12 protein-coding genes and 1 tRNA gene are annotated in these 15723 nt (G+C 69.8%); 10 read left to right on the top strand and 3 right to left on the bottom strand.

The features are described from left to right. Positions 1-45 precede the first annotated feature (45 nt). The 10 genes from gnd (at position 46) to D452_RS0118785 (ending at position 11710) form a co-directional block, all read left to right on the top strand. Positions 46-945 (top strand): phosphogluconate dehydrogenase (NAD(+)-dependent, decarboxylating), encoded by a 900-nt coding sequence (gnd, locus tag D452_RS0118830; RefSeq protein ID WP_017545699.1) that lies wholly within the window; start codon positions 46-48, stop codon positions 943-945. A gap of 115 nt (positions 946-1060) precedes the next feature. Further along, positions 1061-2191: a DNA replication/repair protein RecF gene (gene recF, locus D452_RS0118825; protein ID WP_017545698.1), complete on the top strand. Its 1131-nt coding sequence runs from the start codon at positions 1061-1063 to the stop codon at positions 2189-2191. Positions 2192-2270: 79 nt separating this feature from the next. Then, positions 2271-2750: a DUF721 domain-containing protein gene (locus D452_RS0118820; RefSeq protein WP_017545697.1), complete on the top strand. Its 480-nt coding sequence runs from the start codon at positions 2271-2273 to the stop codon at positions 2748-2750. Between the two features lie 472 nt (positions 2751-3222). Further along, positions 3223-5160 (top strand): DNA topoisomerase (ATP-hydrolyzing) subunit B, encoded by a 1938-nt coding sequence (gene gyrB / locus D452_RS0118815; RefSeq protein ID WP_083927558.1) that lies wholly within the window; start codon positions 3223-3225, stop codon positions 5158-5160. Positions 5161-5213: 53 nt separating this feature from the next. After that, a complete protein-coding gene (gene gyrA, locus D452_RS0118810; RefSeq protein ID WP_017545695.1) occupies positions 5214-7823 on the top strand; it encodes a DNA gyrase subunit A in 2610 nt (869 codons plus the stop codon). Between the two features lie 101 nt (positions 7824-7924). Further along, positions 7925-8515: a DUF3566 domain-containing protein gene (locus D452_RS0118805; protein WP_017545694.1), complete on the top strand. Its 591-nt coding sequence runs from the start codon at positions 7925-7927 to the stop codon at positions 8513-8515. A 182-nt stretch (positions 8516-8697) separates the two neighbouring features. After that, positions 8698-8771 (top strand) — tRNA-Ile (locus D452_RS0118800). A 358-nt stretch (positions 8772-9129) separates the two neighbouring features. Continuing rightward, positions 9130-9453, top strand: coding sequence for a hypothetical protein (locus tag D452_RS0118795; protein ID WP_017545693.1), 324 nt, complete (start codon positions 9130-9132; stop codon positions 9451-9453). Positions 9454-9473: 20 nt separating this feature from the next. Continuing rightward, complete coding sequence (locus tag D452_RS0118790) at positions 9474-11177, top strand: alpha/beta hydrolase (RefSeq protein ID WP_017545692.1); 1704 nt, start codon at positions 9474-9476, stop codon at positions 11175-11177. Between the two features lie 35 nt (positions 11178-11212). After that, positions 11213-11710: a hypothetical protein gene (locus D452_RS0118785; protein ID WP_017545691.1), complete on the top strand. Its 498-nt coding sequence runs from the start codon at positions 11213-11215 to the stop codon at positions 11708-11710. A gap of 169 nt (positions 11711-11879) precedes the next feature. Here the strand turns inward: D452_RS0118785 and D452_RS0118780 are convergent, their stop codons facing one another. From D452_RS0118780 to D452_RS0118770, 3 genes are all read right to left on the bottom strand, one after another. Then, on the bottom strand, positions 11880-12554 hold the full coding sequence (locus tag D452_RS0118780) for a YoaK family protein (RefSeq protein ID WP_017545690.1): 675 nt from the start codon (positions 12552-12554) through the stop codon (positions 11880-11882). Between the two features lie 245 nt (positions 12555-12799). After that, positions 12800-14905, bottom strand: a complete 2106-nt coding sequence (locus D452_RS0118775) for an ATP-binding protein (protein ID WP_017545689.1) — start codon at positions 14903-14905, stop codon at positions 12800-12802. Next, a complete protein-coding gene (locus tag D452_RS0118770; RefSeq protein WP_017545688.1) occupies positions 14895-15593 on the bottom strand; it encodes a response regulator transcription factor in 699 nt (232 codons plus the stop codon). The genes D452_RS0118775 and D452_RS0118770 overlap by 11 nt, the downstream gene beginning before the upstream one ends. Between the last annotated feature and the right edge of the window lie 130 nt (positions 15594-15723).

The following is a 15723-nucleotide window of genomic DNA, read 5'->3' as shown; positions in this document are numbered from 1 at the left end:
CGGTCGGCTTCCACATGTCCGCAGGTGCCCTAGGGGAGTCCACACATGCAACTCGGAATGATCGGTCTCGGCAAGATGGGCGGCAACATGGCCGCCCGCCTGCGTGAGAAGGGGCACGAGGTCGTCGGCTACGACGTCTCCCCCGGCGAGCGCGACGTCGAGACCCTGACGGAGCTCGTCGACCGCCTCGAAGCCCCCCGCGTGGTGTGGGTGATGGTCCCGTCCGGCGACCCGACGGCCACGATCGTCTCCGAGCTCGGCGACCTCCTCTCCGAGGGCGACATCGTCGTCGAGGGCGGCAACACCCACTACGTCGACGACGCGCCGCGCGCCGAGGCACTGGCGGCCCGGGGCGTCGGCTACGTCGACGCGGGCGTCAGCGGCGGTGTGTGGGGACGCCAGAACGGCTACGGGATCATGGTCGGCGGCCGAGCGGAGGACGTGGAGCGCCTGCGCCCCGTCTTCGACTCCCTGACCCCCGACGACGGCGGCGGCTTCGTGCACGCCGGCGCCGTCGGCGCGGGCCACTTCGTGAAGATGGTCCACAACGGCATCGAGTACGGCATGATGCAGTCCTTCGCCGAGGGCTACGAGCTGATGGTCGCCTCCGGGATCGTCAAGGACGTGCCGGGCACCTTCGAGAGCTGGCGTGAGGGCACCGTCGTGCGCTCCTGGCTGCTGGACCTGCTGGGCCGCGCCCTGGAGGAGGACCCGGACCTGTCCGAGCTGCGCGGGTACGTGCAGGACTCCGGTGAGGGCCGCTGGACCGTCCAGGCCGCCGTGGACCTCGCGGTCCCCGCCCCGGCGATCACCGCCTCCCTCTTCGCGCGGTTCGCGTCCCGTCAGGACGACAGCGAGGCCATGAAGGTCGTGGCCGCCCTGCGCAACCAGTTCGGCGGGCACGCCGTCACCAAGGCCGGTCCCAAGGACTCCGAGCAGGGCTGACCGCGCCCGCTCCGCCACCCGGGGTCGGTCCGGGCTCACCGGACCGACCCCGGGTGGCGTTTCCACTCGGACCTCCCCACCGTTTCCCGCTCCCCCGTCCCAGGAGGAAGGCCGGATGTACGTCTCCCACCTGCAACTGGCCGATTTCCGTTCCTACGAGACGGCCCAGTTGCGGCTCGAACCCGGCGTGAGCGTCTTCGTCGGGTCCAACGGCCAGGGCAAGACCAACCTCGTCGAGGCGGTCGGGTACGTCGCCACCCTCGGCAGCCACCGGGTCTCCTCGGACACCCCTCTGGTCCGCCAGGGCGCTCCGCGTGCGATCGTCAGCGCCAAGGTCGTCCGCGACGGCCGGGACATGCTGGTCGACCTGGAGATCAACCCGGGCCGGGCCAACCGCGCCAGGGTGAACCGTGGCGCTGCCGGGCGCCCCCGCGACGTGCTGGGCATCCTGCGGACGGTGCTGTTCGCCCCCGAGGACCTGGCCCTGGTCAAGGGTGACCCCGGGGAGCGGCGCCGGTTCCTGGACGACCTCCTGGTGGCGCGCGCTCCCCGGATGGCGGGGGTGCGCTCCGACTACGAGCGGGTGCTCAAGCAGCGCAACGCCCTGCTGAAGTCGGCCTCGGCGCGGCTGCGTCAGCGGGCCGCCCCGGACCTGAGCACGCTGGAGGTCTGGGACTCCCACCTGGCCGAGACCGGCGCGGAGCTCCTGGCGGCGCGGCTGGCCCTGGTCGAGGAGCTGCGTCCGCTGATCGCGCACTCGTACGCGGGGCTGACCGACTCCGGTGGACCGGCCGTGCCCACCTACCGGAGCTCCTGGGTGGAGGAGGAAGGGGAGCTCCCGCACGAGCGCCCACAGCTCGTGGACCTCCTGCGCGAGGCCATGGAGCGGACGCGTGACCGGGAGCTGCAGCGGGGTGTCAGCCTGGTCGGCCCGCACCGTGACGACCTGCACCTCCAGCTCGGTGACCTGCCTGCCAAGGGGTACGCCAGCCAGGGGGAGTCGTGGTCGTACGCCCTCTCGCTCAAGCTGGCCGCGTTCGAGCTGTTGAGAGCCGAAGGCGACGACCCGGTTCTCATCCTGGACGACGTCTTCGCCGAGCTGGACTCCGAGCGCCGCCGCAGGCTGACCGAGCGGGTGCGCGACACCGAGCAGGTGCTGGTGACGGCGGCGGTCGCCGAGGACATCCCGGAAGAGCTGGACGGTGCGCGGTTCGGCGTGCGCCAGGGGGTGGTCGAGAGTGCGTGAGGGTTGTCCACAGCCTGTGGATCCAGCTTCCCGTCGCGACGCCGAGGGGTCCCCGTCCGACGCGGTCCGTCCACACCCTGTGGACAACGGTTCGCCGACCGCGCCGCAGGCTCCTCCGGTCCCGGACACCCCCCCGGCCTCCGGCGCCGACCTGGCGCGCCAGGCTCTGGCCCGAGCCCGTGCGGAGGCACGCGAGCGCGGCGCCGTCCCCCGGGGCATGAACCGGAACCGCAGGCGTGGCCGGTTGCGGTCACGGAACGAACCGCAGTTGTTCGGCGACGCGGTGCGCACCTGGCTGATCGAGCACGGCTGGCAGGAACAGGTCGCCATCGGCGGCGTGTTCGGCCGGTGGGCGGACATCGTTGGTGATTTCAACGCCGAACACCTGCGACCGGAGAGTTATTCGGAGGGCGAACTCGTTGTCGTCGCCGATTCACCGACAATGGCGGCCCACGCGCGAGCGATGGTTCGGGACCTGATGCGCCGCCTGAACGAGGAACTGGGCGACGGCACGGTCATCGCGATCAAGGTCAAGGGGCCGGGTTTTCGTCGACGGTGATCCCGTCCGGATTGCCCCCTGTTGCCCTCGACACGTCTGTGACCTGGGGGTCCAGTGCGGTGCGCCGACGGCCGCCCCGGGGCGTGTTCCCCGGAGGTGCGTCCCCTCTGCTCCCGCGGTGCCGTACCGGGGAGGCGCGGAGGCCTTGCGAAGGCCACTCAACCGCGCCGGGACTTGCGCAAGGGGTCTCCCGCGTGTAGGGACTCGGCTCCCGCCCCGAACGTTCGTTCTGGAGCGGCACAGGGCCGCCAATGCCACTTTGTCGCACCGGGCGGGGTATCATGGAGACGGTTCTTCAGACGCCTGTAGCCGGTATCACGCTCCCATGTAGAGGGTGGGCGGACGGCCCGTGCGGCGAACGGTGATCCCCCAGGTGTCGCGGCAAGTCGGCCCTCCGATCACCCTGTCGTGGGTTGACCGTCGTCCGCTCGGCCGCTGCCGACAGGCGTCCCCAGCAGGAGGGTGTTCCCACTTGGCCTACGACGCAGGATCAATCACGGTTCTCGAAGGGCTCGAGGCAGTACGCAAGCGCCCGGGTATGTACATCGGCTCCACCGGCGAGCGGGGTCTGCATCACCTGGTCTACGAGGTGGTCGACAACTCCGTCGACGAGGCCCTGGCGGGCCACGCCGACGCCATCGAGGTGACGCTGCTCGCCGACGGCGGGATCAGGGTGGCCGACAACGGCCGCGGCATCCCGGTCGGCATCCACCCAGTGGAGAAGCGTCCGGCCGTGGAGGTCGTCCTCACCACGCTGCACGCGGGTGGAAAGTTCGACGGAAAGTCCTACGCGGTCTCCGGCGGTCTGCACGGTGTCGGCATCTCCGTCGTCAACGCGCTCTCCACGGCACTGGACGTGGAGATCCGCCAGCAGGGGCACGTCTGGCGCCAGCACTACGAGATGACCGCCCCCACGGGCGACCTCGTCAAGGGCGAGGCGACCGACGACACCGGTACCCAGATCACCTTCTGGGCCGACGCGGACATCTTCGAGACCACCACGTTCTCGTTCGAGACGCTCGCCCGCCGGATGCAGGAGATGGCCTTCCTCAACAAGGGGCTGTCCATCACCATCCGCGACGAGCGGCCCGACCACACGGACGACGGTCCCGTGGTCAACACCTTCCATTACGAGGAGGGTCTGTCGGACTACGTCCGGCACATCAACGCCAAGAAGGAGCCGGCGCACGCGTCGATCATCTCCTTCGAGGAGGACGGCGAGGGCATCGCGGTCGAGATCGCCATGCAGTGGAACCAGTCCTACACCTCGTCCGTGCACACCTTCGCCAACACCATCAACACGGCGGAGGGCGGCACGCACGAGGAGGGTTTCCGCTCCGCGCTCACCACGCTGGTCAACCGGTACGCCCGGGACCAGAAGCTGCTGCGCGACAAGGAGGACAACCTCACCGGCGACGACATCCGCGAGGGCCTGACCGCGATCATCTCGGTCAAGCTGGCGGACCCCCAGTTCGAGGGCCAGACCAAGACGAAGCTCGGCAACACCGAGGCCAAGTCCTTCGTCCAGAAGGTCACCAACGAGCACCTGCGCGACTGGTTCGAGCGCAACCCCGGCGAGGCCAAGGACATCGTGTCCAAGGCCAGCCAGGCCGCCCGCGCCCGCGTGGCCGCCCGCCAGGCCCGCGACCTGACCCGCCGCAAGACCCTCCTTGAGACCACCTCCCTCCCGGGCAAGCTGTCGGACTGCCAGTCCACCAACCCGGAGGAGTGCGAGGTCTACATCGTCGAGGGCGACTCGGCCGGTGGCTCCGCCAAGGGTGGTCGCAACCCGCACAACCAGGCCATCCTGCCCATCCGCGGCAAGATCCTGAACGTCGAGAAGTCGCGGATCGACCGCATCCTCAAGAACAACGAGGTCCAGGCGATCATCACCGCCCTGGGCACCGGAATCCACGAGGAGTTCGACGCCGAGAAGCTGCGGTACCACAAGATCATCCTGATGGCCGACGCCGACGTCGACGGCCAGCACATCAGGACGCTGCTGCTCACCCTGCTGTTCCGCTTCATGAAGCCGCTGGTCGAGGCCGGGAACGTCTACCTGGCCCGCCCGCCGCTCTACAAGATCAAGTGGGACCAGAAGGGCAGCGACGCCAGCTACGCCTTCTCCGACGCCGAGCGCGACCGGGTCATTGAGGCCGGGATCGCCGAGGGCAAGAGGGACCCGCGCCCGCGCGACATGGTGCAGCGCTTCAAGGGTCTGGGCGAGATGAACGCCAACGAGCTGTGGGACACCACGATGGACCCGGACCGCCGTGTTCTCGACCAGGTCAACCTGGAGGACGCGGCCCAGGCCGACGAGATGTTCAGCGTGCTCATGGGTGAGGACGTCGAGTCGCGGCGCGCCTTCATCCAGCGCAACGCCAGGGACGTCCGCTTCCTGGACATCTAGGTCCCCCGTTCCCACCCGTGCTCCAGCAAGCTTCGTAGAAGGGATCGACATCCGTGACGGATGCGAACAACCCCGACGCCCCTGAGGGCGGGGACTCCAGTGTCGAGTCCCTGTCGCGCGTGACCGACCGGATCGAACCCGTCGACATCCAGGTCGAGATGCAGCGCAGCTACCTCGACTACGCGATGTCGGTCATCGTCGGCCGGGCCCTCCCCGACGTCCGGGACGGCCTCAAGCCGGTCCACCAGCGCGTGCTGTACGCGATGTACGACGGCGGGTACCGTCCCGACCGCGGTTACTTCAAGTGCGCCCGCGTCGTCGGTGACGTGATGGGTAACTACCACCCGCACGGTGACAGCGCCATCTACGACACCCTGGTCCGCCTGGCCCAGTGGTGGTCGATGCGGATGCCGCTGGTCGACCCGAACGGCAACTTCGGCTCGCCGGGCAACGACCCGGCCGCCGCCATGCGCTACACCGAGTGCAAGCTCGCGCCGCTGGCCATGGAGATGCTCCGGGACATCGACAAGGAGACCGTCGACTTCCGGCCCAACTACGACGGCCGCTCCTCCGAGCCCGTCGTGCTGCCCGCCCGCTTCCCGAACCTGCTGGTCAACGGCTCCTCGGGGATCGCGGTCGGCATGGCCACCAACATCCCGCCGCACAACCTGCGCGAGGTCGCCGACGGCGTCAACTGGTACCTCGACAACCCCGAGGCCGAGGACGAGGAGCTGCTCGACCAGCTCATCGCCCGCGTCAAGGGCCCCGACTTCCCCACGCGCGGACTCATCGTGGGCAAGCGCGGGATCGAGGAGGCCTACCGGACTGGGCGCGGCTCCATCACCATGCGCGCCGTGGTCGAGGTCGAGGAGGACGGCCGGGGCCGCCAGACCCTGGTCATCACCGAGCTGCCCTACCAGGTCAACCCGGACAACCTCGCGCTGAAGATCGCCGACCTCGTCAAGGACGGCAAGATCACCGGCATCGCCGACGTGCGCGACGAGAGCAGCGGCCGCACCGGTCAGCGCCTGGTCATCGTGCTCAAGCGCGACGCCGTGGCCAAGGTCGTGCTGAACAACCTGTACAAGCACACCCAGCTCCAGGAGACCTTCGGCGCGAACATGCTGGCCCTGGTCGACGGGGTGCCGCGCACCCTGCGCCTGGACCAGATGATCCGCCACTGGGTCAAGCACCAGGTCGAGGTCATCGTCCGCCGGACGAAGTACCTGCTGCGCAAGGCCGAGGAGCGGGCGCACATCCTGCGTGCCCTGCTCCGGGCGATGGACCGGATCGACGAGGTCATCGCCCTCATCCGGGGCAGCGCCTCGGCCGACGACGCGCGCACCGGCCTGATGGGCCTGCTGGAGATCGACGACATCCAGGCGCGCGCCATCCTCGACATGCAGCTGCGCAAGCTCGCCGCGCTGGAGCGCAACGCTCTGACCGCCGAGTACGACGAGCTGATGGCGCTCATCACCGACTACAACGACATCCTCTCCTCGGACTCCCGCCAGCGGACCATCATCCGCGAGGAGCTGGGCGAGATCGTCGACAAGTACGGCGACGAGCGGCGCACGCACATCATCCCGTTCGAGGGTGACATGCGCATGGAGGACTTCATCGCCGAGGAGGACGTGGTCGTCACGATCTCCCGCGGTGGGTACGCCAAGCGCACCCGCATCGACAACTACCGCGCGCAGAAGCGCGGCGGCAAGGGCGTGCGGGGTGCCCAGCTCAAGCAGGACGACATCGTCCAGCACTTCTTCGTCACCACCACCCACCACTGGATCCTGTGCTTCACGAACCAGGGCCGGGTGTACCGGACGAAGGCCTACGAGCTGCCGGAGGCCGCTCGCGACGCCCGTGGCCAGCACGTCGCCAACCTGCTGCCCTTCCAGCCGGGTGAGGAGATCGCGCAGATCATGGCGCTGCGCGACTACGAGGCGGCGCCGTACCTGGTGCTGGCCACCCGCGAGGGGCTGGTGAAGAAGTCGCGCCTGGAGGACTTCGACTCCGCGCGCGCGGCGGGCATCATCGCGATCAACCTCCGCGAGGAGGACGAGCTGATCGCGGCGCGCCTGGTCTTCCCCGACGACGACCTGCTGCTGATCTCCAGCGACGCCCAGGCGATCCGCTTCCCGGCCTCCGACGAGTCGCTGCGGCCCATGGGCCGTGCCACCAGCGGTGTGATCGGCATGCGGTTCCTGGAGGGCGACTACCTGCTCTCCATGGACGTCATCCGCCCCGACGACGGCTCCACCGACGTGCTGGTCACCACCGAGAACGGGTACGCCAAGCGGACCCCCTCGGAGCAGTACCCGGTGCAGAACCGCGGCGGCAAGGGCGTGCTGACCGCCAAGGTCGTGGAGGCCAGGGGCAAGCTGGTCGGCGCCCTCATGGTGGACCCGGAGGTGGACGAGATCTTCGCGATCACCTCCGCCGGCGGGGTCATCCGTACCGGTGCCGCCGAGGTGAAGCGGTCCGGGCGCACCACCATGGGTGTCCGGCTGATGAACCTGGACAAGGGCAACAAGATCGTGGCCGTCGCCGCGAACGCCGAGGCCGCTGAGGAGGCCGAGGCCGAGGAGGTCGCCGACGCCGTCGAGGCCGCCAACGCCGACACGGGCGAGCGGCTCGCGGGTGAAGGCAACCCCGAGGCCTAGACTGCGCGTTAAGCCCAGTACGTCCCGTGGGGTGCGTTTCGGCGGCCCCGCGGGACACATGGATCGACTCGTCTCAACGAAAGTCCAGCGGTAACGTTTCTATGTCTGAGAACCAGCGGAACACCACCAGCAACGAGTCCGACGCGGCTGCCACCGCCGGTGACGCGGACGTGGAGACGGCGGGAGCGGCCGCTGAGGACTCCTCGGAGGCCGTGACCCCGGAGCCGGAGGCGACCGAGTCGCGGTCCGAGCCCGAGGAGCCCGAGGAGGAGTCCAGCCCCGCGGGCCCGAGCGCGGTCAAGGCGACCCTGGCGAGCCGCAAGGCCCACCTGACCGTCTCCCGCGTGGAGCCGTGGTCGGTCATGAAGTTCGCCTTCGTGGTCTCCCTCGTCTGCTTCATCATCCTGTTCGTCGCGGTCGCGGTGATCTACGCGACCCTGTCGATGCTGGGTGTGTTCGACGAACTGACCAACATGATCAACGCCCTCCTGGAGGGTGACGGCGGAGAGGACGAGCTGGGTCTCAACCCGGCCGCCTGGTTCTCCCCGGGCCGCGTGCTCGGCTACACGGGTGTGATCGGCGCGCTGAACGTCGTGCTGATCACGGCCCTGTCCACGGTGGGCGCGATGCTCTACAACCTGGTCTCCGACCTGGTCGGCGGCGTCGACGTCACGCTCTCCGAGGCCGAGTAGCCCTCCGTCTCGCGCCGGGCCCGGTCCCTCCGAGGGGCCGGGCCCGACCCGTCCAGAGCACTCCCGAAACCCGCTAAAATCGAAGGTGAAGAGGGACGCGGCAGGGCCGCGCACCTCCTCTCCACCCGAGGATTCCGGTTCGCTCCGCTCCTCGGGATGCGGTAGAGTTCCACACGGAACGCGGGCGTATAGCTCAGTCGGTTAGAGCGCATCCCTGATAAGGATGAGGCCCCAGGTTCAAGTCCTGGTACGCCCACCCAGTGAAAAGACTCCCTTCGGGGGGTCTTTTTTCGTGCCCTGAGCGGATACGGACCTCCCACGACCAAGCGGATTGACCGGGATCGCCCGGGTCGCTTTGTCGACACCACGCCGAGTCGCCATGTCGACTCGACCCAGCCGGTGGGGTGGCGGCGGATCCGGTCGTGGAACCCGTCCAAGGGCCGTGGTCCCTCCCCGTGGGGAGGTGGCCACAATCGGCCCCGGTCTTGCGTTCTCACCCGAGTGGCCATTCATGCAGCTCAGGGTGGAGACGCGAGACGGATGAGCTCATCCCTCATCTGGGTGCCGATGAGTACGGTCGGCGTAACCCCTGCCCCCCATCCCCCGGGAATCCCATGTCCGACGAAGCCGGCGTGAGTGTCGACGCCCTCCCCCAGGCGGAAGCGGCCGAGCTGCTCGCTGAGACCATGGCCCTCCTCGGCGGCAGGTTCGAAACGATCCTGGAGAGCCTGCGCGGCCCGGTGTCCTCCTACGTGACCTCGGGCCTGTCCACTTACGGGGACAACACCCTGGAGGACATCCAGGCGACGGCCCGTAGCGGTATCGCGCTCGCGCAGAACGTCCAGGGATCGGTCCTGGAGATCGCCGCCACGGACTCCGAGAACGCGGACGAGTTCCGAGAGGGGCTCGAAGAACTCGACATCCCGATCAACTTCTGACCCCCTGAGAGAAGCCCCCCATGACCAGTGTCGAGGACATGACCCTCGGTCTGCCGGACCCGATCGAGGCCGACCCTCCGACCATCCGCTCGGGCGCCGAAGAGCTCGACGAACTGCACGCGGACATGCTGGGCCAGTCGGGTGACACCGACAGCCAGATGCGTTCCTCCGCGAACCAGTTCACCGACCGCATCGCCTGGGACATCAGCTCCGCCTCCGCCGACGAGCTCATGGCGTGGGAGGAGGCCTCCAAGGCCCTCACCTACGGCGCCGGGATCCTGCGACTGTGGGCCGGGGACATCGACACCTACCTCACCGACCGCGCCGACATCGTGCAACGCTGGCAACAGGCCAAGGCCGACATCCAGGCACTCAGGGGCATGGGCTCCGAATACGCCATCGGTCAGGCGGTTCTGGAGCTGTTCGGCGGCGAGACCGAGGCCGATCGACTGGCGGCCACTCGCGAGGAACTGCGCTCGGAGCACGCCGGTATCTGGGGCACCCTGATGACCCGCGCCGAACGGACCAAGATCGAGCTGCGCACCGGGCCCAGCAAGGAGACCCTGGAGCGCATGGTCGAGGCGGGGCTGCTCACGGCCGGGCAGATCGCCACCTACGGGGACCACTACCCCGCGATGGTGCCGGACGAGATCGACGGCAGCGAACCGCCCCACCTGGTCAACGCCTGGTGGGACTCCCTGTCCGAAGAAGAGCGCGAACAGGCCATGGCCGACGACCCCGACCTCCTCCGGGACCTGGACGGCATCCCCGCCGACGTACGCGACCAGCTCAACCGCGACTACCTGGCAGAGGAACCCGACAGGATCGACACCGAGATCGACGACCTTAGGGAGGAGCGGGAGGCCCTGAGTAACGGCCCCGGCCACGATGGACAACGACGGATCCTGGATAACCAGATCGAGGAACTTGAGGCCGAGAAGGGCGTCGTCGAGACACTGCTCAACGACCTCGGGGACAGCTCGGCCGACACCGGCCAGTACCTGTTGGCCTTCGAGAGGGGGGACAACGGACGCGCCATCGTCTCCCACGGCAACCCCGACACCGCGGACAACGTCGCGACGATGGTTCCCGGGACCACGAACACCTGGGAGAACGTGAACGGTCGATCGGGTAACGCTTCGGATATCGCGGACGAGGCCAACCGATTGAGCGAGTCCGAGCAGACGGCGGTCATCAGTTGGATCGGCTACGACGCACCGTCGGTGACCGAAGCCGTGTCCGAGGACAATGCCGAGGGTGCGGTCGACGAACTGAGTCGCTTCCAGACCGGGCTCCGTGCCACCCACGAGGGGGCCTCGCCCTCGCACAACACGGTCATCGGGCACAGCTATGGCAGCACCGTGGTCGGGCACACCGCCATGAGCGACCAGGGCCTGGACGCCGACCAGATCGCCTTCGTCGGAAGCCCCGGTGTCAAGGCCCAACACGTCTCCGAACTCGGGTTCCTCCCGGAGAACGTCCACGTCTCCACGGCCGAGAACGACAAGATCAACGACCTGACCGCTGACTTCATCCACGGACCCGACCCGTTCGCGGAGGAGTTCGGAGCCACCACCTTCGAGTCCGACGAGGGGTCCACGGGCGGATCGTTCCCGTTCGGACCCGCGCACTCGGAGTACTACGACCCACCCCAGGAGTCCGGCAACGACGCGAGCGGCAAGTCCGTCGAATACTTGGGAGAATTCGTTCGAGGCGTCCTCTGACTTGCCGCGAGCGCCGATGGAGAACCAGGAACGGAATGACGAACTGGAAGACTGTGGCCGCTCTCTCCGTACTCGCCGTCACGGTGGCGGGTTGCGGATCCGCACCCGAGACCCGAGCCACACCCGACCCCGTTGCGGAGGACCTGATCAACGAGGACGAGGCCGTCGAGAAGATCGACGAGCACATCAACGACGCGGTGGCCGTACTCCCCGGGGACGTCCGGTTGGAGCCCCTGGGGCAACCGAACTTCGGTGGCTGTGAGGGCGGCGGCGAGAACGAGCCCGTCTCCGCCAGCCACATCTACTGGCTTCGCGACCTGGATCCCGAGGACAACGAGGCCAATGCCGAGGCACTGCACCAGTACTGGACCGACAACGGGTACGAGGTCACGAGTGACCGGCGTCCCGACAAGCTCTCGATCTCGGTGCGGAACGTCGAGGACGGGTTCGGGATGACCCTGCGTGTGAGTGACGAGGGAACTCTCTCCGTCGGAGCCTCCTCGCCCTGTTTCCTCCCTGAAGAGAGGTCGTGAGGCCTGCCGCCCGCCCCATTGAGGCGTTGCCCGGTTCGGGCCACGGGACCCCGAGCGGCAGCCTTCTCTGCTGCGCGCCCGCCGCCGTCCGCTCGTCACTCGCGTACGCCCCTGGCCTTCTCCCCAAGCCGCCGTCCCCGGGCGGCCAGGGGAACGACCCGCAAGGCTCTCAGCGCCGTTGGCGCCGTGCTGCGGCCAGCACGAGGGTACCGACGCCCATGCACACGCCACCGACGAGCAGGGCCCCAGCGCCGGACCAGGAGTTCACGAGGAGCGCGCCGATCGCGCCCCCGGCTCCCATGGCGAGCACCGCACCGGCGCGGCGCACCCACTTCTCCCCCGTGCCGCCGGCCAGCGGACTGTCCAGGGCGAAGTTCACCAAGGTGCTGGTGATGACCACCGTGTTGACGTCGGGGATCGCCGCCCCGCGGGCGGCGACCGCCTGTATCCCCATCGCCGCCGCGAGGAAGGCGGTCAGGCCCAGGAGCCATCCGCCCGCGAGACCGCTGAGCAGGAGCCAGGCGAGGCCGATCACCACGACCGCGACCGAGGTGCCGGTGAGCAGCAGCAGGTGGGCGGTCGGTAGTCGCGTCTCGTGCGTCCGGCCGCGCACGAGGCGTCCGGCGGCGATGGCGCCGGTGAGGAATCCGGCGAGGGCGGTCGTGTTGCTCAGCAGGGGGACGCTGTCGGAGCCGCCGATCCCGAACCCCACGAAGAGCACGTTCCCGGTCATGTTGCCGGTGAACACGTAGTCCAGCGCGAGGTAGCTGACCGCGTCCACGATTCCGGTGGCCACGGTCAGCGCGAACAGACCCACCAGGTAGGGGGTGTCCCGATCCTTCATCAGCCCGCGTTTCGTCAGTCGAACGTTCGTTGGAAGGCGTGGGTGTGCGCGAGGCGACCCGTGGTCGCCAGGGGGTGGGAGCGTCACTGGCGCGTCGCCGCGCCCGACACGGGGCGGTTTCGCGGTGCCGACGCGACCCTAGTCCCCCTGGAAGCCGCGAGGCCTTAACGGCTCCGCCCTCGTGTGTCGCCGGATCGACACGGCACCTTGTCGACACCCCGCTGAGTCGCCATGTCGACTTGTGCCTACCTGGCGGGGGGACCGGCGAGGGGCATCCGGAGGGTGAAGGCCGCCCCCTCCCCGACCGTGCTGTCCGCCGTCACCGAACCGCCGTGCAGCTCCACGAGTCCGCGCACGATGGCCAGGCCGAGGCCGCTGCCGCCGGTGCGCCGGTTGCGGGATCGGTCCGCCCGCCAGAAGCGGTCGAAGACGTGCGGCAGGTCCTCCTCGGCGATGCCGACCCCGGTGTCGACCACCCGGATCACGGCGTCCGGGCCCGCCCGGTACGCCTGCACGGTGACGGTGCCGCCCTCCGGGGTGTGGCGCAGCGCGTTGCCGACCAGGTTCCCCAGCAGCTGGAGCATCCGGGTGCGGTCCGCGACGAGGGTCACGTCGCGCGACTCGTCGACCAGGCGGACGCCGGCCTCCTCCGCGCGCAGCTCGTGGCCCGCGACCACCCGGGCGACGAGGGGGCCGACCTCCACCGGTTCCGGGGACAGGCGCAGCCGACCGGCGTCGGCCAGGGCGAGGTCCTGGAGGTCGTCGATCACCGCCTGGAGCAGCAGGGTCTCTCCGAGCAGCATCTCCATGCGGTCCGGGTCGGGATCGACCACGCCGTCCTGGACCGCCTCCAGCCAGCCGCGCAGGTTGCTCAGCGGCGTCCGCAGCTCGTGCGACACGTCGCTCACCATGGCCTTGCGCTGGTCCTCGGCCCGCTCCAGGTGCTCGGACATCTCGTTGAACGCCTCCGCGAGGCGGCCGATCTCCCCGCCGTCGCGGACTTCGACCCGGGTGGTGGGCCCTCCGCCCTCCCTCATGTGGTTCACGGCGTCGGTGAGCGCGTGCACCGGGCGCAGCAGCCGGGTCGCGATGGTCGTGCTCACCACCACGGTCAACACCAGGATCAGCAGGACCACGCCACCCAGGCGCAGGGCGCCCTCGCGGGACAGTGACAGCCCCGCCTCAGGGCTCTCCGCGGGGTCGTCGATGAACAGCAGCGCGGCGGGCGCCACGTGGGGGTCGAGCTGGGCGCGTCGGGCGGCGTCCAGGCAGGCGGCCTCCTCAGGTCCCAGTTCGACCCTGGACCACGTCAGGCTCTCCGCGCCGGGAGCCGGATCGACCTCACCGGGTGACGGCCACACCTGCGGAACCTCGGTCGTGGCCTCGTCCGGATCAACGGCACCCGGTGCGTGCGGGGGAACGGCGGGCTCCTCCTCGTTCGGGTGCGCCGGTTCGGGAACGGGGACCTCCTCTCGCGGATCGGCGGCCTCCGGGGGGTCCTCCGGGCCGGGAGCGGCAGGGTCCTCGGGCGGCGCGGCCGGTGGGCGGGCGTCGTCCGGGACCGGCGCCGACACGGGCGGACTCCCCGTGATCACGAGACCCCCGGTGCGGCCGTCCATCACGTATTCGAGGTGAGCCTGGGGGTCCCCGCAGTCCGAGGCCCGCGCGTTGAGGTCGGCCAGCGCCTCCACCTCACCGCCGACCGGCTGGTCCAGCGCGTCCAGGCCGCAGTCGGCCCACGCGTAGGCGTCCCCGCCCTCCGCCTCGACCGCCGGGCGCCCGCTCGGCCCGGTCACCGCCTCGGCGGGGAGGCCGTAGAGCGACTCCAGGCAGGACACCCCCTGTTCCGCCTGGCCGCGCAGCGTCCCGCGCTCCTCCTCCGTCAGGGCGAAGGGCCCCACCGCGCGCGGGTCGATGCGGTCCCCGTTTCCGGCGACCAGGGTCACGTCGACGGCCAGCGGGTCCACCACCGACGAGGTCCGGGTGGGCAGCGGAGGGGGATCCCCCGCTCCCTTGGCCGGGGCGGCGGAGTCGGCGATCACCGCCCGGCCCTCGGTGGTCAGGACGACCCGGCGGCCGGTCTCCTCGGCCAGGTCGTTGATGGTCTCCGCCACTCCCGCCCAGTCCCTGTGGGCCGCCGCGTACCCGACGAGGGTGTCGTGGATGTGGGTGTCCACCGTCAGGGTCTCCCCCTGCTGGGTGGTGATCGACTCCGAGGTCCGCTGCACCGACAGCCAGGCCGTCGCGGTGATCGAGCAGACCGCCACCAGGACCGACCCCGCCAGCAGGCGGAACAGCAGGCCGTGCCGCAGGGAGGCCCACCGCCCTCCGCGCGGCCGGTCAGCGGACACGTTCGGGCACCGCGAGCTTGTAGCCGACGCCGTAGACGGTGACCAGCCGGACCGGTTTCCGGGGGTCGGGCTCGATCTTGCGGCGCAGGTTCTTCACGTGGACGTCGATGGTGCGCTTGGTGATGTAGCCGCTGATCCCGTGGATGAGTTCCAGCAGCTGCGCCCGGCTCAGCACCCGGCCCGGTCGGACCGCCAGGGCCTGGAGCAACTGGAACTCCACGGGGGTGCACTGCACCGGTTCCCCGGCGACCCGCACCGTGTGCCGGGCCGGGTCCACGGTGATCAGGCCCGCCTCCAGCACCCGTTCCTCGTCCCGGACCGGGGTGCGGGAGCGGCGCAGGAGCGTGCGCACCCGCGCCATGAGCTCGCGCGGGCTGTAGGGCTTGGTGACGTAGTCGTCCGCGCCCAGGTCCAGCCCGGTGAGCAGGTCCTCCTCGGTGGACCGGGCGGTCAGCAGCAGCACCGCCACGTCGGACTCGGCCCGAAGCACCCGGCACGCCTCCAACCCGCTCATCACCGGCATCATCACGTCCATCACGATCAGGGCGGGGCGGTCGCGGTGGTGTTCCTCCAGCACGGACCGGCCGTTGTGGACCACGCGGACGGTGTGGCCCTCGTGCTCCAGGTACCGCCGGATCAGTTCGGCCTGGTTCACGTCGTCCTCGGCCACCAGGACATGCGCGCACACGTGAAGGCCTCCGTTCGCCGACCGGGGACGGCTCCCCCGACACGGATGATCGTACGACCGCCGTCCGCCGGTCCGACGGGGGTGTCGGAGGACGCCGCAGGTCACCACATGGGACGCACACGGCGGCCAC

It is taken from the genome of Nocardiopsis prasina DSM 43845 (assembly GCF_000341265.1).
GTDB classification, from domain to species: domain Bacteria; phylum Actinomycetota; class Actinomycetes; order Streptosporangiales; family Streptosporangiaceae; genus Nocardiopsis; species Nocardiopsis prasina.
Note: the sequence above shows the minus strand (reverse complement) of the source record. Positions and strands in the feature narration are given on the sequence as shown.